The organism is Streptomyces sp. NBC_00876, from assembly GCF_045207435.1.
In the GTDB taxonomy this organism is placed as follows: domain Bacteria; phylum Actinomycetota; class Actinomycetes; order Streptomycetales; family Streptomycetaceae; genus Streptomyces.
Genome location: NZ_CP108800.1, coordinates 3,588,578 through 3,605,205, shown reverse-complemented (window position 1 = coordinate 3,605,205; position 16,628 = coordinate 3,588,578). Strand labels below are relative to the sequence as shown.

14 protein-coding genes and 1 pseudogene are annotated in these 16,628 nt (G+C 72.3%); 11 read left to right on the top strand and 4 right to left on the bottom strand.

What is annotated here, in order from left to right; translation table 11 throughout:
- Positions 1-222: 222 nt before the first annotated feature.
- Positions 223-1,059, top strand: coding sequence for a hypothetical protein (locus OG782_RS15780; RefSeq protein ID WP_406451394.1), 837 nt, complete (start codon positions 223-225; stop codon positions 1,057-1,059).
- Positions 1,060-1,117: 58 nt separating this feature from the next.
- Here OG782_RS15780 and disA read toward each other — a convergent pair whose 3' ends face one another.
- Together disA and radA are read right to left on the bottom strand one after the other, a co-directional pair.
- Positions 1,118-2,242 (bottom strand): DNA integrity scanning diadenylate cyclase DisA, encoded by a 1,125-nt coding sequence (gene disA / locus OG782_RS15775; protein WP_406451392.1) that lies wholly within the window; start codon positions 2,240-2,242, stop codon positions 1,118-1,120.
- 123 nt (positions 2,243-2,365) lie between these two features.
- Positions 2,366-3,778 (bottom strand): DNA repair protein RadA, encoded by a 1,413-nt coding sequence (gene radA, locus OG782_RS15770; protein ID WP_406451390.1) that lies wholly within the window; start codon positions 3,776-3,778, stop codon positions 2,366-2,368.
- A gap of 182 nt (positions 3,779-3,960) precedes the next feature.
- Between radA and OG782_RS15765 the strand changes: the two genes are divergently transcribed.
- On the top strand, positions 3,961-5,808 hold the full coding sequence (locus OG782_RS15765) for a hypothetical protein (RefSeq protein ID WP_406451388.1): 1,848 nt from the start codon (positions 3,961-3,963) through the stop codon (positions 5,806-5,808).
- Positions 5,809-5,932: 124 nt separating this feature from the next.
- Here OG782_RS15765 and OG782_RS15760 read toward each other — a convergent pair whose 3' ends face one another.
- Complete coding sequence (locus OG782_RS15760; RefSeq protein WP_406451386.1) at positions 5,933-6,781, bottom strand: hypothetical protein; 849 nt, start codon at positions 6,779-6,781, stop codon at positions 5,933-5,935.
- 84 nt (positions 6,782-6,865) lie between these two features.
- Here OG782_RS15760 and OG782_RS15755 point away from each other — a divergent pair, with 84 nt between their 5' ends.
- From OG782_RS15755 to proC, 8 genes and pseudogenes are all read left to right on the top strand, one after another.
- Positions 6,866-7,816, top strand: a complete 951-nt coding sequence (locus OG782_RS15755) for a Ppx/GppA family phosphatase (RefSeq protein WP_406451384.1) — start codon at positions 6,866-6,868, stop codon at positions 7,814-7,816.
- Positions 7,817-7,909: 93 nt separating this feature from the next.
- Positions 7,910-8,734, top strand: a complete 825-nt coding sequence (locus tag OG782_RS15750) for a sugar phosphate isomerase/epimerase family protein (RefSeq protein ID WP_406451382.1) — start codon at positions 7,910-7,912, stop codon at positions 8,732-8,734.
- A pseudogene (locus tag OG782_RS15745) lies at positions 8,731-9,348 on the top strand (TetR family transcriptional regulator); the annotation flags it as partial. The gene OG782_RS15750 and the pseudogene OG782_RS15745, both read left to right, overlap by 4 nt.
- A 438-nt stretch (positions 9,349-9,786) precedes the next feature.
- Positions 9,787-11,637, top strand: a complete 1,851-nt coding sequence (ilvD, locus tag OG782_RS15740; protein WP_406451380.1) for a dihydroxy-acid dehydratase — start codon at positions 9,787-9,789, stop codon at positions 11,635-11,637.
- Positions 11,638-11,720: 83 nt separating this feature from the next.
- On the top strand, positions 11,721-12,293 hold the full coding sequence (locus OG782_RS15735) for a hypothetical protein (RefSeq protein WP_406451378.1): 573 nt from the start codon (positions 11,721-11,723) through the stop codon (positions 12,291-12,293).
- Positions 12,294-12,452: 159 nt separating this feature from the next.
- Positions 12,453-13,220 carry an ABC transporter ATP-binding protein gene (locus OG782_RS15730; protein ID WP_406451376.1) on the top strand — a complete coding sequence of 256 codons (768 nt, stop codon included), beginning with the start codon at positions 12,453-12,455 and terminating at the stop codon, positions 13,218-13,220.
- Positions 13,217-13,999, top strand: coding sequence for an ABC transporter permease (locus tag OG782_RS15725; RefSeq protein WP_406451374.1), 783 nt, complete (start codon positions 13,217-13,219; stop codon positions 13,997-13,999). Before OG782_RS15730 ends, OG782_RS15725 begins: the two co-directional genes overlap by 4 nt.
- Positions 14,000-14,073: 74 nt before the next feature.
- Entirely contained in the window at positions 14,074-14,883 is an 810-nt protein-coding gene (gene proC / locus OG782_RS15720; RefSeq protein ID WP_406451372.1) for a pyrroline-5-carboxylate reductase, read from the top strand.
- A 1-nt stretch (position 14,884) separates the two neighbouring features.
- Here the strand turns inward: proC and OG782_RS15715 are convergent, their stop codons facing one another.
- Positions 14,885-15,472, bottom strand: coding sequence for a cysteine hydrolase family protein (locus OG782_RS15715; protein WP_406451370.1), 588 nt, complete (start codon positions 15,470-15,472; stop codon positions 14,885-14,887).
- Between the two features lie 74 nt (positions 15,473-15,546).
- On the opposite strand from OG782_RS15715, the gene OG782_RS15710 reads away from it, so the two are divergent.
- On the top strand, positions 15,547-16,569 hold the full coding sequence (locus OG782_RS15710; protein ID WP_406451368.1) for a GlxA family transcriptional regulator: 1,023 nt from the start codon (positions 15,547-15,549) through the stop codon (positions 16,567-16,569).
- Positions 16,570-16,628: the final 59 nt, after the last annotated feature.

Here is a 16,628-nt window from a genome sequence, read left to right as displayed (position 1 = left end):
CCTCGTCCGGCTGCCGCGTGCGGACCGTCCGCGCCGGACCGTTTCACGTGACACAGGGTAGGCATTCGGCCTTGGTGATCACGGTGGGCGACCGTTGCGGTGGCCGTCGTGCGGAGCGCGGGAACGAGAACAGGCCACCCCGGGATGATGATCCGCAAAACTTGGGGATCGGGGCGGCGGGTGGGGCGGGAGTTGGCGCTGATCTCTCGTACAGTTTGCGCCGTGGGATCTCTGCGTAATCCGATCGGGCCGCTTCCCTCCACCATTTACTGGCGACGGAGGGCCGTAGCGGCGACGCTGGTCGCGCTGCTCGCGTTGTTGGTCGTATGGGCCGTCACTTCCGGTGGCGGCAAGGGGAATCACGACGACTCACGTGCCCCGGGCTCCGGCCCCGTCGACTCGATCACGCCCGGTCCCTCCGGTTCCGGCCCGGCGATCAGTGAACAGCCGGGCGGACGCGACGAGTCGGACGGCTCCGGCGGCAGCGGCACGGCCGGCAGCGGAAGTTCCGGCGGAGCCGACGGCGGTGCGGGAGGCGGCCCGGACGACGGCAACGGCTCGGACCAGGAAGCCGGTTCGGGTTCGGGCGGCGGCCAGGGCGAGGCCCCCGGCACCGGCGGGAACACCGGACAGCGGCTCCCGGCCGGCTCCTCGGTCCCCGACTGCACGCCCGCCGCGCTGCAGTTGACCCTGAAGACCGAACTCGGCTACGGCCCCGGCGAGAAGCCGAAGTTCCGGCTGGTCGCCAAGAACACCTCGGCCACCGACTGCAAGGCCGATTTCGGCCCGAGGGGCACGGTGCTGACCATCACCGAGGCCGGCGGTGACGACGAAGAGGTGTGGTCGTCCAAGGACTGCCCGAGCGACCCCGCCGCCGTGCTGCTGAAGGTGCCGGCCGGCGGGACCGTGGTGCACACCGTGGAGTGGGACCGCGCGAAGAGCTCCGCGAAGTGCCCGACGCCGCCCGTGGGAAGCGCCGGCCCCGGTACCTACCTGGTCGAGGCCAAGGCGCCGGGTGAGCGCGTGCAGCGCGCGTCGTTCGTCCTCGAGAAGGACTGACGGGGCGGGTAAGCCGGACGCCGGACCGGCCGCGCCGAAGGGCGCGGCCGCGGCGGTGCTACACGTACCGTTCGAGAATCGACGACTCGGCCAGCCGGGACAGCCCCTCGCGCACGCTGCGCGCCCGCGCCTCGCCGACCCCGTCCACCGTCTGTAGATCGTCCACGCTCGCCGCGAGCAGCTTCTGCAGACCGCCGAAGTGCTCCACCAGCCGGTCGATGATCGCTCCGGGCAGCCGCGGCACCTTCGCCAGCAGCCGGAAGCCGCGCGGCGACACCGCCGAGTCGAGGGTCTCCGGGGAACCGCTGTACCCCAGCGCCCGTGCCACGACGGGGAGTTCGAGCAGCTCGGTGTGGGACAGCCCGTCCAGCTCGGTGAGCGCCTCCGCCACCGTGCGCGAGCGCTTCGCGGTCGGCTCCGGCACGTAGTCGCGCACGACCAGCTCGCGCTCCGGCTCCACGCCCGCGATCAACTCGTCCAGCTGGAGCGAGAGAAGCCGGCCGTCGGTCCCGAGCTCCACCACGTACTCGGCGATCTCGGTCGCGATCCGGCGGACCATCTCCAGACGCTGGGCGACCGCGGTCACGTCCCGGACCGTCACCAGGTCCTCGATCTCCAGCGCGGACAGGGTGCCCGCGACCTCGTCGAGACGCAGCTTGTAGCGCTCCAGGGTGGCCAGGGCCTGATTGGCGCGGGAGAGGATCGCCGCGGACTCCTCCAGGACCCGGCGCTCCCCGTCCACGTACAGCGCGATGAGGTGCATCGACTGCGAGACCGAGACGACCGGGAAATTGCACTGCTTGGAGACCCGGTCCGCCGTGCGGTGGCGGGTGCCCGTCTCCTCGGTGGGGATGGAGGCGTCCGGGACCAGCTGGACGCCGGCCCGCAGGATCTTGGTCATGTCCTTGTCGAGGATCAGCGCCCCGTCGAGCTTGGCCAGCTCACGCAGCCGGGTCGCGGTGAATTCCACGTCCAGCACGAAGCCGCCGGTGCACATCGACTCGACGGTCCTGTCCATGCCGAGCACGATCAGACCCCCGGTGTTGCCACGGAGGATGCGCTCCAGGCCGTCCCGCAGGGCCATTCCGGGCGCGACGGCGGTCAACGAGGCGCGCATCAGCGCCTCGATACCGGTGCCTTGGCCGGACTTTCCGGGCGATGCTGCCCGGTCGCTGGCTGCCACTGCACTCCTCCGGTCACAGGTTTGGGTGCCCTCAGGGGCCCTCGTCCGGATCAGGCCTGATCCAGACGAAAGACCCTACGTCCCTCATACCGTTCGTACGGACGGGCGAGACCAGGGCAAAGTCTACCGGCGTGCGCTGTCCTCCTGGGGGGCCTGTGTACGAGACCGGCGCGGGAGCACCCTCAGGGCGTCGCCCATGTTGGCCACTTCCGTGACCTTCATACCGGCCGGAACCTTCCCCGGATCGGTCGGAACCAGCGCGTGGGTGAAGCCCAGGCGGTGCGCCTCGGCCAGCCGGCGCTGAACGCCCGTGACCCTTCTGACCTCGCCCGCGAGCCCCACCTCGCCGATCGCCACCAGGTTCTTGGGCAGCGGTGTGTCGCTCGCCGCGCTGGCCAGCGCCAGTGCGATCGCGAGGTCCGCGGCCGGTTCGGAGAGCTTCACGCCGCCGACCGTGGCGCTGTAGATGTCCCGCTTGCCGAGCGAGCTGATCCGGCCGCGCTGTTCCAGGACGGCCAGCATCATCGACACCCGGGACGTCTCGAGCCCCGAGGTGGTGCGCCGGGGCGAGGGGATCTGGGAGTCGACCGTGAGCGCCTGCACCTCGGCGACCAGCGGGCGCTTGCCCTCCAGGGTGACGGTCAGACAGGTGCCGGGCACGGGTTCGTCGCGGCGGGTGAGGAAGAGTCCGGACGGATCGGCGAGGCCGGTGATGCCCTCGTCGTGGAGCTCGAAGCAGCCGACCTCGTCGGTCGCCCCGTACCGGTTCTTGACGCCGCGCACGAGCCGCAGCCGGGCATGGCGGTCGCCCTCGAAGGAGAGCACCACATCGACGAGGTGCTCCAGCAGCCGCGGCCCGGCGATCGCCCCGTCCTTGGTGACGTGGCCGACCAGCAGGGTCGCCATGCCGCGCTCCTTGGAGGCGCGGATGAGCGCTCCCGCGACCTCGCGGACCTGCGCCATGCCGCCGGGCGCGCCCTCGATCTCGGGGGAGGCCACGGTCTGCACGGAGTCCAGGACGAGCAGCGACGGCTTGACCGCGTCCAGATGGCCCAGGACCGCGGACAGGTCGGTCTCGGCGGCCAGGTACAGATGGTCGTTGATCGCCCGGATCCGGTCGGCGCGCATGCGGACCTGGCTGGCGGACTCCTCGGCGGTGACGTAGAGCGTGCGGTGCTCCTCGCTCGCGGCCTTGGCCGCCACGTCCAGCAGCAGGGTGGACTTCCCGACGCCCGGCTCGCCCGCGAGCAGCACGACGGCGCCGGGCACCAGTCCGCCGCCCAGCACCCGGTCCAGCTCGCCCACGCCCGTCGAGCGGGCGGTGGCCTGCCGGCTGTCGACCTGGCCGATGGGGAGCGCGGCGGTGGAGACCCGGCCGGCCGCCGTGGTCCGTACGGCAGGGGCGCCGCCGAACTCGTCGACCGTCCCCCACGCCTGGCACTCGGGGCAGCGGCCGAGCCACTTGGCGGTCGTCCAGCCGCATTCGGTGCAGCGGTAGGACGGCCGGTCCTTCGCGGATTTCGTACGGGCAGCCATGGCGCCACCGTATAGGTGAGGTCGGACAGCGGAGTCCGGCGCGGGCCTGCGGGGGCGCGGGCGGCGCGTCCTGCGGAGGAATCAGGGGTCCCTGTCCCATATCGAGCGATACGTTCACCCGTAAGGGTTAAAACTGCTCAAGGGGCGCGAGGGGTACGCCCTGCCCTGCCTACGGTCGCAAGGTGACGAGCAGCAGGCTGGACACCCCCACGAGCACTCCCGGCGCACACCGGGCGCAGCACCGCGCGCCCCACCTCTCGCCGAAGCAGCCGCCCGCCCGTTACGAGCCGCATCTCGACGGCCTGTTCACGTACTGCCTCTCCGTGCTCTGCGACCACGACGCCGCCACCGAGGCGCTCGGCGGCGTCCTCGCGCTGGCGGAGCGGCAGGGCGGGCGGTGCCCCACGGGCGAGGAGGAACGCAGAACCTGGCTGTACGCCCTGGCCAGGTGGACCTGTCTGCGCAGGCTCGCCCAGCAGAAGCAGGGCCGCCAGGCGCACCGTCTGCACGACGCGCAGCGCTCGCGCAGGCAGCCGGCCGAGGAGGACCGCCGCGGCCCGGCCGGGCAGGCGGCGCGCGCCGGACGGCGTACGCCCCCCACGGCCGCCCACGCGCCGAAGGCCGCCGCCCCCTCGCCCGCCGCGGCGGCGCTGGAGGCCGCCGCAGCCACCGAGGCGCACCGCCGCGAGCTGGCGCGGCTGGCCTGGCCCGAAGCGGCGGGCACCACCCCCGAGCAGCGGGAAGCGCTGGAACTGGCGGTACGGCACGGGCTCGCTCCGGGCGCGGTCGCCGCCGTCCTCGGGCTGGAGCCCGCCACCGCCCGCGAGCTCCTGGCCGCGGCCGCCTGCGAGGTGGAACGGACCCGGGCCGCCCTGGCCGTCGTCGAGTCGGGCAACTGCCCCACGGTCGGCAGGCTCACCGGCGATCACCGCATGCTGCTCTCCGCCACCCTGCGCCGCGAGCTCGTACGGCATGTGGACGACTGCCCGCGCTGCCGCCGCGCCGCCGAGCGGGCCGGCGCCCAGGGACCCTGGCCGGGGGGAGCCGTCACCCCCGCCGCCGTGCTGGCCGTGGTCGAGGCGCCGCGCCCCACCGCCTATGTGGCCATGATCCAGGCCCAGAAGCATCAGAAGAATCGGTCCGCCACCCCGCGTTTCGACCGCACGGGCTTCCCGATGGACCCGAAGGACCACGCCGCCCGCCGGGACCGGCTGCGGTCGAGGGTCATGACGACCACGGTGGTCGCCACGGTCGTCGCCGCCCCGGTGATCGCCCTGTGGTCCGCCTACCGGGGTGCGCCGCTCACCGGCGAGGGGCACGACGGTTCCGGGGTCACCGCGACCGGGACGGACACCGGCGCGGCCGACGACCCCTACGACCACTACGAGAACGCCGGCAACGCCCGCCCGGAGTCCGGCCCCCGCTTCACGGACGGCGCCGGTCTCCCGGACGTCTCGGCCGAGGTCATCGGCTCGGACACGGGCCCGGGTGCCGACAAGGGACGGCGCGGTGCGGGCAGGCTCACGGTCGAGGCCCGTTCGTCCGGCTCCACGACGCTGATCACACTGACCGCGTCGAAGAAGGGCCCCGTCTCCTGGTCGGCAGCCACGGGGCAGGCCTGGCTGCGCCTCAGCAGCTCGTCCGGGAAGCTCGCCGCGGGCGCGAGCGTCACGATCCGGGTCCTGGTGGACCATGCGCGCGCACCGTTCGGACACTGGACGGCCCGCGTCACCATCGCCCCGTCGGGGTCGGTCGTGGCGATGCGGGGGTACGGGGGGAAAGCGCCGTCGTCGGGTGCCTCGCCGCGCCCCTCGCAGCCGCACGGTTCGCTCCATCCGCGCCCGCCCGTCCCGGCGGAGCCGTCGGAGCCCTCCCCCTCCCCGGATCCCACGGAGCCCTCGCCCACCCCGACGGAACCCACCCCGACACCGTCGGACACAGCCGGTCCGAACCCGTCCCCGGACCCGTCCGGTTCCTCGGCCCCGGCCGACCCGGGCAAGGGCCCGAGCACCCCGCCGCAGGCCGGCTGACGGACCCGGCCACCGGCGATGGCGCCCCGCGGCTACGTAGGGGGCGGGGCCGGATCCGCCGAGCCGAGCCGACCGGACGGCCTGCCTACGCCCGACGGGCCCGGTCCACGCCGACGGCGCCGGCCTACGCCGACGGGGCCGGGTCCGCCGGATGCGGCGCCATCGGCAGCAGCGAGGAGAGCCGCTCCTCGCACAGCTCGACCAGCCGGGCGTACGCCTCCTTGCCCATCAGCTCGGTGAGCTCGGGCCGGTAGGACTCGTACACCGGCTTCCCGGCACCGTGCGCGGACGTGGCCGATGTGCACCACCAGTGCAGGTCGTGGCCGCCGGGACCCCAGCCCCGCCGGTCGTACTCGCCGATCGACACCTGGAGCACCCGCGTGTCGTCGGGCCGGTCGATCCAGTCGTACGTACGCCGGACCGGCAGCTGCCAGCACACGTCCGGCTTCGTCTCGAGGGGCTCCTTGCCCTCCCGCAGCGCCAGGATGTGCAGCGAGCAGCCGGCCCCGGCGGCGAAACCGGGCCGGTTCTGGAAGATGCAGGAGCCCTCCCAGCGCCGGGTCTGGCGCTCCCCGTCGTCGTCGGTCTGCACCCAGCCCGACTCCGAGCCCACGTCGTGGAACTGCCACAGCTCCGGGGTGAGCCGGGCGACATGGCCGGCCACCCTCTTCTCGTCGTCCTCGTCCGAGAAATGGGCGCCCAGCGTGCAGCACCCGTCGTCCGCACGGCCGGCCTGGATGCCCTGGCAGCCACTGCCGAAGATGCAGGTCCACCTGGACGTCAGCCAGGTCAGATCGCAGCGGAAGACCTGCTCGTCGTCGGCGGGGTCCGGGAACTCCACCCAGGCGCGCGCGAAGTCGATCCCCGTCTCGTCGGACCCGTTCGGTCCCTTTGTTTCCGGCTGCTGCATCTCCTGCTTCGTTTTCTGCTTCTTCGTGACTTTGCCCGGCTTCGCCTTTTTCGTCTTTGGCACGCGCCAAGAGTAAGACCGACCGGCGCATGAGCGGGGACCGTGCGCCGGTCCGTCCCCGCCCGAAGCCGCAGTAGCGTTCTGCATATGAGACTCGGAGTCCTCGACGTGGGGTCGAACACGGTTCATCTGCTGGTGGTGGACGCGCACCCCGGCGCCCGCCCGCTGCCCGCGCACTCGCACAAGGCGGAACTGCGCCTGGCCGAACTCCTCGACGAGGACGGGGCGATCGGCCCGCTCGGCGTGGACCGGCTGGTGACGACGATCGCCGACGCGCTCCAGGCCGCCGAGGACAAGGGCTGCGAGGACGTGCTCGCGTTCGCCACCTCGGCGGTACGGGAGGCGAGCAACGCGGACAAGGTGCTGGCCCGGGTGCGGGACGAGACGGGGGTCGACCTCGCCGTCCTCAGCGGCGCGGAGGAGGCCCGCCTCACCTTCCTCGCCGCCCGCCGCTGGTTCGGCTGGTCGGCGGGCAAGCTGCTGGTCCTGGACATCGGCGGCGGTTCGCTGGAGATCGCGTACGGCATCGACGAGGAACCGGACGCCGCCGTGTCGCTGCCGCTGGGCGCCGGACGCCTCACGGCCGGCTGGCTGCCGGGCGATCCGCCGGACCCGGCCGAGGTGAAGGCGCTGCGCCGGCACGTACGGGCGCGGATCGCCCGCAGCGTCGGCGAGTTCACCCGTATCGGCCGCCCCGACCACGTCGTGGCCACCTCCAAGACCTTCAAGCAGCTCGCCAGGATCGCGGGCGCCGCGCGTTCCACCGAGGGGCAGTACGTGCAGCGCACCCTCAGCCGCAAGGCCCTGGAGGAGTGGGTGCCGAAGCTGGCCGCGATGACGGCCGAGGAGCGCGGGAACCTGCCCGGCGTCTCCGAGGGGCGGTCCGCCCAGCTGCTGGCCGGGGCGCTGGTCGCGGAGGGGGCGATGGACCTGCTGGGCATCGAGGAACTGGAGATCTGCCCCTGGGCGCTGCGCGAGGGAGTGATCCTGCGCCGCCTGGACCACCTGACGTCCCGGGAGGACGTGGCCCTGAACTGACAGCCCCCGCAAGCGGCGGAGAAGGTCCATGGCCCTTCTCACTTTCCGCCGGGCTCCCTCGGCGGGGCGCAGCGCTGCCCGTACGCTGTCTGCGTGGCAGAACCAGTGGTGCGCATCCCGGATGCGAAGGTCGCCCTGTCGACGGCCTCGGTCTATCCGGAGTCGACGGCGACGGCCTTCGAGATCGCCGCGCGCCTGGGGTACGACGGTGTCGAGGTCATGGTCTGGACCGACCCCGTCAGCCAGGACATCGAGGCCCTGCGCCGGCTCTCGGACTACCACCAGGTGCCGATACTGGCCGTCCACGCCCCCTGCCTGCTGATCACCCAGCGCGTCTGGTCCACCGATCCGTGGGTCAAGCTCCAGCGGGCGCGCGCCGCCGCCGAGAAGCTCGGCGCCTCGACCGTCGTCGTGCACCCGCCGTTTCGCTGGCAGCGCCAGTACGCGCGCGATTTCGTCACCGGGATCTGGCGGATGGCGGACGAGACCGATGTGCGGTTCGCCGTCGAGAACATGTACCCGTGGCGCTACCGGGACCGCGAGATGCTCGCGTACGCCCCCGACTGGGACGTCACCAACGACGACTACCGGCACTTCACGGTGGACCTGTCGCACACCGCGACCGCGCGTACGGACGGCATGGCCATGGTCGACCGGATGGGCGACCGGCTGGCCCACGTCCACCTGGCCGACGGCAAGGGATCCAACAAGGACGAGCACCTGGTGCCCGGCCGGGGCGACCAGCCCTGCGCCGAGCTGCTGGAGCGGCTGGCCCGTACCGGCTTCGACGGCCATGTCGTCATCGAGGTCAACACCCGCCGGGCGATGTCCACCGCCGAACGAGAGGCCGACCTCGCCGAGGCGCTCGCCTTCACCCGGCTGCACCTCGCCTGGTCCGCGCAGGTGCCGGGCTCATGACCGCGGACGCGGAGGGCCCGCGCCCCAGGCGCCGCGGCCGTCCCGCCCGCACCACGGAACCGGCCGGCCCCGACGCCCGCGCCCGCATCCTGGAGGCGGCCCGCACCGAGTTCGCCGAGCGTGGCTACGACAAGGCGTCGGTCCGCGGCATCGCGAGGGCGGCCGGCGTGGACGCCGCGCTCGTCCACCACTACTTCGGTACGAAGGAAGAGGTCTTCGCCGCCGCGGTCGAGATCTCCTTCGAGCCCGCCCTGGTGGTCCCGGCCATCCTGGGCGACGGCGCTGACGGTGTGGGGGAGCGGCTGGCCCGCTACTTCATCTCCGTATGGGAGAGCCCGGCGTCCAGGGCCCCGCTGCTCGCGATCCTGCGGTCGGCCCTGAACCACGAGGCGGCGGCGAAGGTGCTGCGCGGCTTCGTCCTGCGCCGGCTGCTGGAGCGGATCGCGGAACGGCTGGACGTACCCGACGCCACGTTCCGTGCGGAACTGGCCGCCTCGCACATGGTGGGGATCGCCATGCTGCGCTACGTGATCCGGGCGGAACCCCTGGCGTCGGCGGACCCGGAGAAGATCATCGAACTGGTGGCCCCGACCCTCCAGCGCTACTTGACGGACAACCCAAGCCCCTCCGCCGACCCGGACCGGCCCGGCATTTCAAGCCCTTCCGCCGATCCGGACCGGCCCGGCATTTCAAGCCCTTCCGCCGATCCGGACCGGCCCGGCATTTCAAGCCCTTCCGCCGACCCGGACCGGCCCGGCATTTCAAGCCCTTCCGCCGATCCGGACCGCCCCGGCATTTCAAGCCCCTCCGCCGACCCGGACCGGCCCGGCATTTCAAGCCCCTCCGGCGATTGAGGAGCGGGGCCCGGGGCAGAGCCCCGAACCCCCCACCTCCCGCAGCCACCCCCACACCCGCACGCACCCCACCCCACCCCACCCCACCCCCGCCCACCCCCTGAGCACCCAATCCCGCATTACGGACACCCCGTCCAGATCCTGGCACCGGAGGCGTACGCTCGGAACCAGTCTTTTCTGTCGAAGGAGCGAGAGACGATGCCCCAGCTGAGGTCCCGCACTGTCACCCACGGCCGCAACATGGCGGGCGCGCGCGCCCTTATGCGCGCCTCGGGCGTAGCGAGCGAGGACATCGGCAAGCCGATCATCGCGGTCGCCAACTCGTTCACCGAGTTCGTCCCCGGCCACACCCACCTCGCCCCGGTCGGCCGGATCGTCTCCGAGGCGATCAAGGCGGCGGGCGCGGTGCCCCGCGAGTTCAACACCATCGCGGTGGACGACGGCATCGCGATGGGCCACGCGGGGATGCTCTACAGCCTGCCCTCTCGCGACCTCATCGCCGACAGCGTCGAGTACATGGTCGAGGCGCACTGCGCCGACGCCCTGATCTGCATCTCGAACTGCGACAAGATCACCCCGGGCATGCTGATGGCCGCGATGCGCCTCAACATCCCCACGGTCTTCGTCTCCGGCGGTCCGATGGAGGCCGGCAAGGCCACCCTCGTCGACGGCACGGTCCGCAAGCTCGACCTGGTCAACGCCATCAGCGACGCGGTCGACGAGAGCATCTCCGACGAGGACATCCTCCGCATCGAGGAGAACGCCTGCCCCACCTGTGGCAGCTGTTCCGGCATGTTCACCGCCAACTCGATGAACTGCCTGACCGAGGTCCTCGGCCTCTCCCTCCCCGGCAACGGCTCGGTCCTGGCCACGCACACCGCCCGCAAGGCGCTGTACGAGGACGCCGGCCGCACGGTCGTCGAGATCACCAAGCGCTACTACGAGCAGGACGACGAGACGGTCCTGCCGCGCGCCATCGGCAGCCGCGCCGCGTTCGACAACGCCATGGCGCTGGACATCGCCATGGGCGGTTCGACCAACACGATCCTGCACCTGCTGGCCGCCGCCCAGGAGGCCGAGCTGGCGTACGACCTCGACGACATCAACGAGGTCTCGCGCCGGGTCCCCTGCCTGTCGAAGGTCGCCCCGAACGTGGCCCCCGGCGGCACGTACTACATGGAGGACGTCCACCGGGCCGGTGGCATCCCCGCCCTCCTCGGTGAGCTCCACCGCGGCGGTCTGCTCAACGAGGACGTGCACTCGGTGCACTCGGACACGCTCGCCGAGTGGCTGAAGAACTGGGACATCCGCGGCGGCTCGCCGTCCCCGGAGGCCGTCGAGCTCTGGCACGCCGCCCCCGGCTGCGTCCGTTCCGCGACCGCCTTCTCGCAGTCCGAGCGCTGGGAGACCCTCGACCTGGACGCGGCGGGCGGCTGCATCCGCGACATGGAGCACGCGTACTCCAAGGACGGCGGCCTCGCGGTCCTCAAGGGCAACATCGCCGTGGACGGCTGCGTCGTGAAGACGGCCGGTGTGGACGAGTCGATCTGGACCTTCGAGGGCCCGGCTGTCGTCTGCGAGTCGCAGGACGAGGCCGTCGACAAGATCCTCCGCAAGGAGATCACGCACGGCGACGTCGTCGTCATCCGCTACGAGGGCCCGCGCGGCGGCCCCGGCATGCAGGAGATGCTCTACCCCACCTCCTTCCTCAAGGGCCGGGGCCTCGGCAAGACCTGCGCGCTCGTCACCGACGGCCGCTTCTCCGGCGGTACGTCGGGCCTGTCCATCGGCCACGCCTCGCCCGAGGCGGCGTCGGGCGGCACGATCGCGCTCGTCGAGGACGGCGACCGGATCCGGATCGACATCCCGAACCGCTCGATCGAGCTCCTGGTCCCCGACGCCGAGCTGGCCACCCGCCGCGAGGCGCTGAACGGCGTGTACGCGCCGAAGAACCGCGAGCGCAAGGTCTCGGCGGCGCTGCGCGCCTACGCGGCCATGGCGACGAGCGCGGACCGCGGCGCCGTCCGCGACGTCTCCAAGCTGGGCTGAGCCAACCCCGTCCGCGGCCCCTCTCCGGAGGGGCCGCACGGCGTTGCCCCGGGCTACGCCGCACCCCTGGGATAATCGGCCTTGTGAGCGAGAACAGCGACACCACCGACGGCACGGCTCCCGGCGCCACCGAGTCCGCCGCGGCGGGCACCGATACCCCCGCGACCGCCCCGGGCCCACAGCCCGAGCCCATCCGCTTCTTCGGCACCACGTGGGTCGCCCACGACGGCAACTACGCGCTCCGCCGCGCCGGAGCCTCCCTCGGCTCGCTCGCCGCCGCGGTCGCCTCCTGCTTCGTGCTGCGGTTCGCCTACCAGGGCCTGGAGATCGCCGATGTCGGCAGCTTCGTCGGCATGCTGGTCGTCCTGATGTTCGCCATCTGCAGCGCCATCGCCTTCCGCAAGACCTGGGAGGGCTTCAGCCGCCGTCCGGCCGACCCGGACCGCGAGGACACGCTGCGCGGACTGAAGACCATCGGCTTCATCGGCTCGCTGGTCGCGTACTTCTTCCGTACGTTCACCGAGGCGCCGGGCGAGAAGCTCCGGCGCACGGAGTACGAGGCGGCCCAGGTCCGGTACGCCAAGCGCCGCTCGGCCCGGACGGGGAACCCGGCGGCCCGCAAGACGGCCAAGGCGAAGAAGGCCCGCCGCAAGTAGGCGGGACCCGCCGCCGGGAACGGTTCGCGAGGGTGACGGCAACCGCCTCCCCCCGGCCGCCACCGCCCCGCGCTTCCTCGCCGAGGAACGTCCGCTGAACGGCTCCGTGCGTGCGCGGTCCCTTGACGGTGGCGTAGGGCCGGGAACAAAATTCATCACATGATGAATTCTTCGGGCTTCGCCGTCGAGGCCCGTGGCCTCACCGTCGTACGAGGCAGCCGTACCGTCCTGAAGGGCCTCGACTTCACCGTCGGACCCGGCAGGATCACCGGCCTCCTCGGCCCCTCCGGCTGCGGCAAATCCACCCTCATGCGGGCCGTCGTCGGCACCCAGGCCAAGGTCACCGGGACCCTCGAAGTCCTGGGCAGCCCTGCGGGCCACCCCGCCCTGCGCCCCCGCATCGGATACGTCACCCAGGCCCCGTCCGTCTACACCGACCTCACCGTCCGGCAGAACCTCGGCTACTTCGCCGCGATCCTCCAGCCGGGCCGCCGGCACCGGGACGCCCGCCGTGACGCCGTGTCCCGCGCCATCACCGAAGTCGACCTGACCAGCCACGCCGACGCCCTCGCCGGCACCCTGTCCGGCGGCCAGCTGGCCCGCGTCTCCCTCGCCGTGGCGCTGCTCGGCACCCCCGACCTGCTCGTCCTCGACGAACCCACCGTCGGCCTGGACCCGGTGCTCCGGCGCGACCTCTGGAACCTCTTCCACCGCCTCGCAGCCGACCGCGGCACCACGCTCCTCGTCTCCTCCCACGTCATGGACGAGGCGGAGCGCTGCCACCGGCTCCTGCTCATGCGCGGGGGCGAGATCCTCGCCGACGGCACACCCGAGGCCCTGCGTACCGCTTCCGGCACCGACACCGTCGAAGAGGCCTTCCTCCACCTGGTCGACGCCGCCGCCACCCGTCAGGAGAACGCCCGATGAGCACCCAGGCAACCGCACCGAAAGCACCGGGCACATCCCCGCTGACCGCGGCCCGCACCCTCGCCACCGCCGCCCGCGTCCTGCGCCAGCTGACCCACGACCGCCGCACCATCGCGCTGCTCCTGCTGATCCCGGTCGTGCTGATCACGCTCCTGCGGTACGTCTTCGACGGCAGTCCGCAGACCTTCGACTCCATCGGCGCCTCGCTCCTCGGCATCTTCCCGCTGATCACGATGTTCCTGGTGACCTCGATCGCCACGCTGCGCGAACGCACCTCGGGCACCCTGGAACGGCTCCTCGCCATGCCGCTCGGCAAGGGCGACCTGATCGCCGGCTACGCCCTCGCCTTCGGCGCCGTCGCCATCGTCCAGTCGCTCCTGGCCACGGGCCTCTCGGTCTGGGCCCTCGGCCTGGACGTCACCGGATCGCCGTGGCTGCTGCTCCTGGTCGCCCTGCTCGACGCACTCCTCGGCACGGCGCTCGGCCTGTTCGTCTCGGCCTTCGCGGCCTCCGAGTTCCAGGCCGTCCAGTTCATGCCGGCGGTGATCTTCCCGCAGCTCCTGCTCTGCGGACTCTTCATCGCCCGCGACCGGATGGCACCCGTCCTCGAAGCGATCTCGAACGTCCTGCCCATGTCGTACGCCGTCGACGGCATGAACGAGGTCCGCCACCACGCCGCGATCACCGGCGACTTCGTCCGCGACATCGCGATCGTGGCCGGCTGCGCCCTCCTCGTCCTCGGCCTCGGCGCGGCCACCCTCCGCCGCCGCACCGCCTGACGGGCCGGTGCGAGGATGACGGGTACGAGTACTGAGCACCGCGCACAGCGAGCACCGCCCGGAGGGTGAACCGCATGACCCAGACAGTTGCAGTCCTCGGCACCGGCAAGATCGGCGAGGCCCTCCTCAGCGGGATGATCCGGGCCGGCTGGCGCCCGGGGAACCTGCTGGTCACCACCCGCCGCTCCGAGCGCGCCGCGGAGCTCCACGACCGCTACGGCGTCGACGCGGTCACCAACGCCGAGGCCGCCAAGCGTGCCGACATCCTGATCCTGGCGGTCAAGCCCCAGGACATGGGCCGCCTCCTGGACGAACTCTCCGCGCACATCACCGCCGACCGCCTGGTCATCAGCGCCGCGGCCGGCATCACGACCGCGTTCATCGAGGAGCGCCTGACCACGGGCACCCCGGTGGTCCGGGTCATGCCGAACACCCCCGTCCTGGTCGACGAGGGCATGTCCGTCATCTCCGCGGGCAGCCACGCCACCACCGACCACCTCGCCACCACCGAGACGATCTTCGGGGGCGTCGGCAAGACCCTGCGCGTCCCCGAGTCCCAGCAGGACGCGGCCACCGCCCTCTCCGGCTCGGGCCCCGCGTACTTCTACTTCCTCGTCGAGGCGATGACGGACGCCGGCATCCTGCTCGGCCTGCCCCGCGCCCAGGCCCACGACCTCATCGTGCAGGCCGCCATCGGCGCCGCCGTGATGCTCCGCGACAGCGGTGAGCACCCGGTCAAGCTCCGCGAAGCCGTCACCAGCCCGGCCGGCACCACCATCAGCGCCATCCGCGAACTGGAGAACCACGGCGTACGCGCCGCCCTCATCGCCGCCCTGGAGGCCGCCCGCGACCGCAGCCGCGAGCTCGCCTCCGGCAACGGCTGACCTACTCCGCGGCGGCAGCGATCAGCTCCGCGCTGCGCACCACCTTCGCGAACCCACCGCCGTGCAGCGACACGGCGGTGGCCCGCGCCAGCTCCTCCGCGCCCAGCGTCCACCCCCACGGCCCCGCCCCGTCGAAGGTGTACGTCGCATCGAGCGCGAAGAACACCTCGTAACCCAGGTTCCCCGCCATCCGCGCCGTCGTCTCCGCGCACATATTGGTCTGGATCCCGGCCACCACGATCTGCCCGATCCCAGCGGCACCCAGCCACGCCCCCAGATCCGGCGTCCCGTAGAACGCCGAGTTCACGCTCTTCGTCACCAACAGCTCGGGCCCCCCGCCCTTCCCCCGCCGTTCCTCCACGTACGCCTTGAAGTCGTTCCCCGGATATCCCACCCGCAACGGCGAATCCGGCTTGGGCGAGTCATGCCGTACGAAGACGACCGGCCGCCCGCTCGCCTGCCAGGCGTCGATGAGCCCGGCGATGTTCCCGTCCGCCGCGGGATTGTTCCGAGGCCCCCAGTACGCCTCCTCCTCGAATCCCGCCTGTACGTCCACCACGACCAGCGCCGCGTTCTGCGTAATCTCCATGACCACGATCCTGCCGCCGCGAATCCCGCCCGCCCAGAGGTCGGAAAGCCATCGACCGATGCTTTACTGCCACCATGTCCACGCCCCAGACACCTCACCGCACCCCCGCCCGGATCGCCCTCGTGGCCTTCCCCGGCATCCGGGCGTTCGATGTCTCGGTCATCACGGAGGTCTGGGGTGTGGACCGCACGGACCGCGGCGTCCCGCCCTTCGTCCTGCGCCGCACGGCGGCCACCCCCGCCCCCATTCCCTTGCGCGGCGGACTCTCCCTGACCCCCGACCGCACGCTGAACTGGCTGGCCCGAGCCGACCTGATCGTCGTCCCGGGCCTCGACGACCATGTGACCCCGGCCCCGGGACCCGTCCTCGAGGCCCTGCGCCGCGCCCACGCCCGCGCCACGCCGATCGCCGCCCTCTGCGGAGGCGCCTTCACGCTCGCCCAGGCAGGCCTCCTCGACGGCCGCCGGGCCGTCACCCACTGGAACCTCACCGACCTCCTGCGCACCCGCCACCCCGCGGTGACCGTCGTCCCCGATGCCTTGTTCGTCCACGACGACAACCTCTGGACATCCGCCGGCACGGCAGCCGGCATCGACCTCTGCCTCCATCTCGTACGGACGGCCCAGGGCGCCGAGGCCGCGGCGACGATCGCCCGCTCGATGGTCACGGCCCCCTTCCGCACCGGCACACAGGCCCAGTTCATCGAGCACCCCGTCCCGCACACGGACCGCGACGCCGACACGCTCGCTGCCGTACGGGCCTTCGCACTGACCCATCTGGCGCAACCGCACACGGTGGCGGATCTCGCGGCCCGGGCCGGGATGTCCGCGCGTTCCTTCGCCCGCCACTTCCAGGCGACCACCGGGACCACTCCGGTGCGCTGGCTGATCACCCAGCGCATCGCCGCAGCTCAGAAGCTCCTGGAGCGCACCGACCTCGCCCTGCCCGAGGTGGCCCGCCGCACGGGCTTCGGCAGCGAGATCACCATGCGGCAGCACTTCGCCACCCACCTGGGCACCAGCCCCCGCGACTACCGCCTCGCCTTCCACCGCTCCCCGGCAGGGACCAGGGTTGACACACCCCGTCCACATCCGTAGTGTGCTCCGAGTTGTCCGACGTGAGCGCCGACCCCGGTCGGTCCCCGGACAGCCATTCC

Coding starts and splice junctions, on each gene's coding strand:
- OG782_RS15710 (WP_406451368.1), top strand. CDS start 15,547: ATGTCCACGCCCCAGACACCTCACCGCACCCCCGCCCGGATCGCCCTC.
- radA (WP_406451390.1), bottom strand. CDS start 3,778: ATGGCTGCCCGTACGAAATCCGCGAAGGACCGGCCGTCCTACCGCTGC.
- OG782_RS15715 (WP_406451370.1), bottom strand. CDS start 15,472: ATGGAGATTACGCAGAACGCGGCGCTGGTCGTGGTGGACGTACAGGCG.
- proC (WP_406451372.1), top strand. CDS start 14,074: ATGACCCAGACAGTTGCAGTCCTCGGCACCGGCAAGATCGGCGAGGCC.
- OG782_RS15725 (WP_406451374.1), top strand. CDS start 13,217: ATGAGCACCCAGGCAACCGCACCGAAAGCACCGGGCACATCCCCGCTG.
- OG782_RS15730 (WP_406451376.1), top strand. CDS start 12,453: ATGATGAATTCTTCGGGCTTCGCCGTCGAGGCCCGTGGCCTCACCGTC.
- OG782_RS15755 (WP_406451384.1), top strand. CDS start 6,866: ATGAGACTCGGAGTCCTCGACGTGGGGTCGAACACGGTTCATCTGCTG.
- ilvD (WP_406451380.1), top strand. CDS start 9,787: ATGCCCCAGCTGAGGTCCCGCACTGTCACCCACGGCCGCAACATGGCG.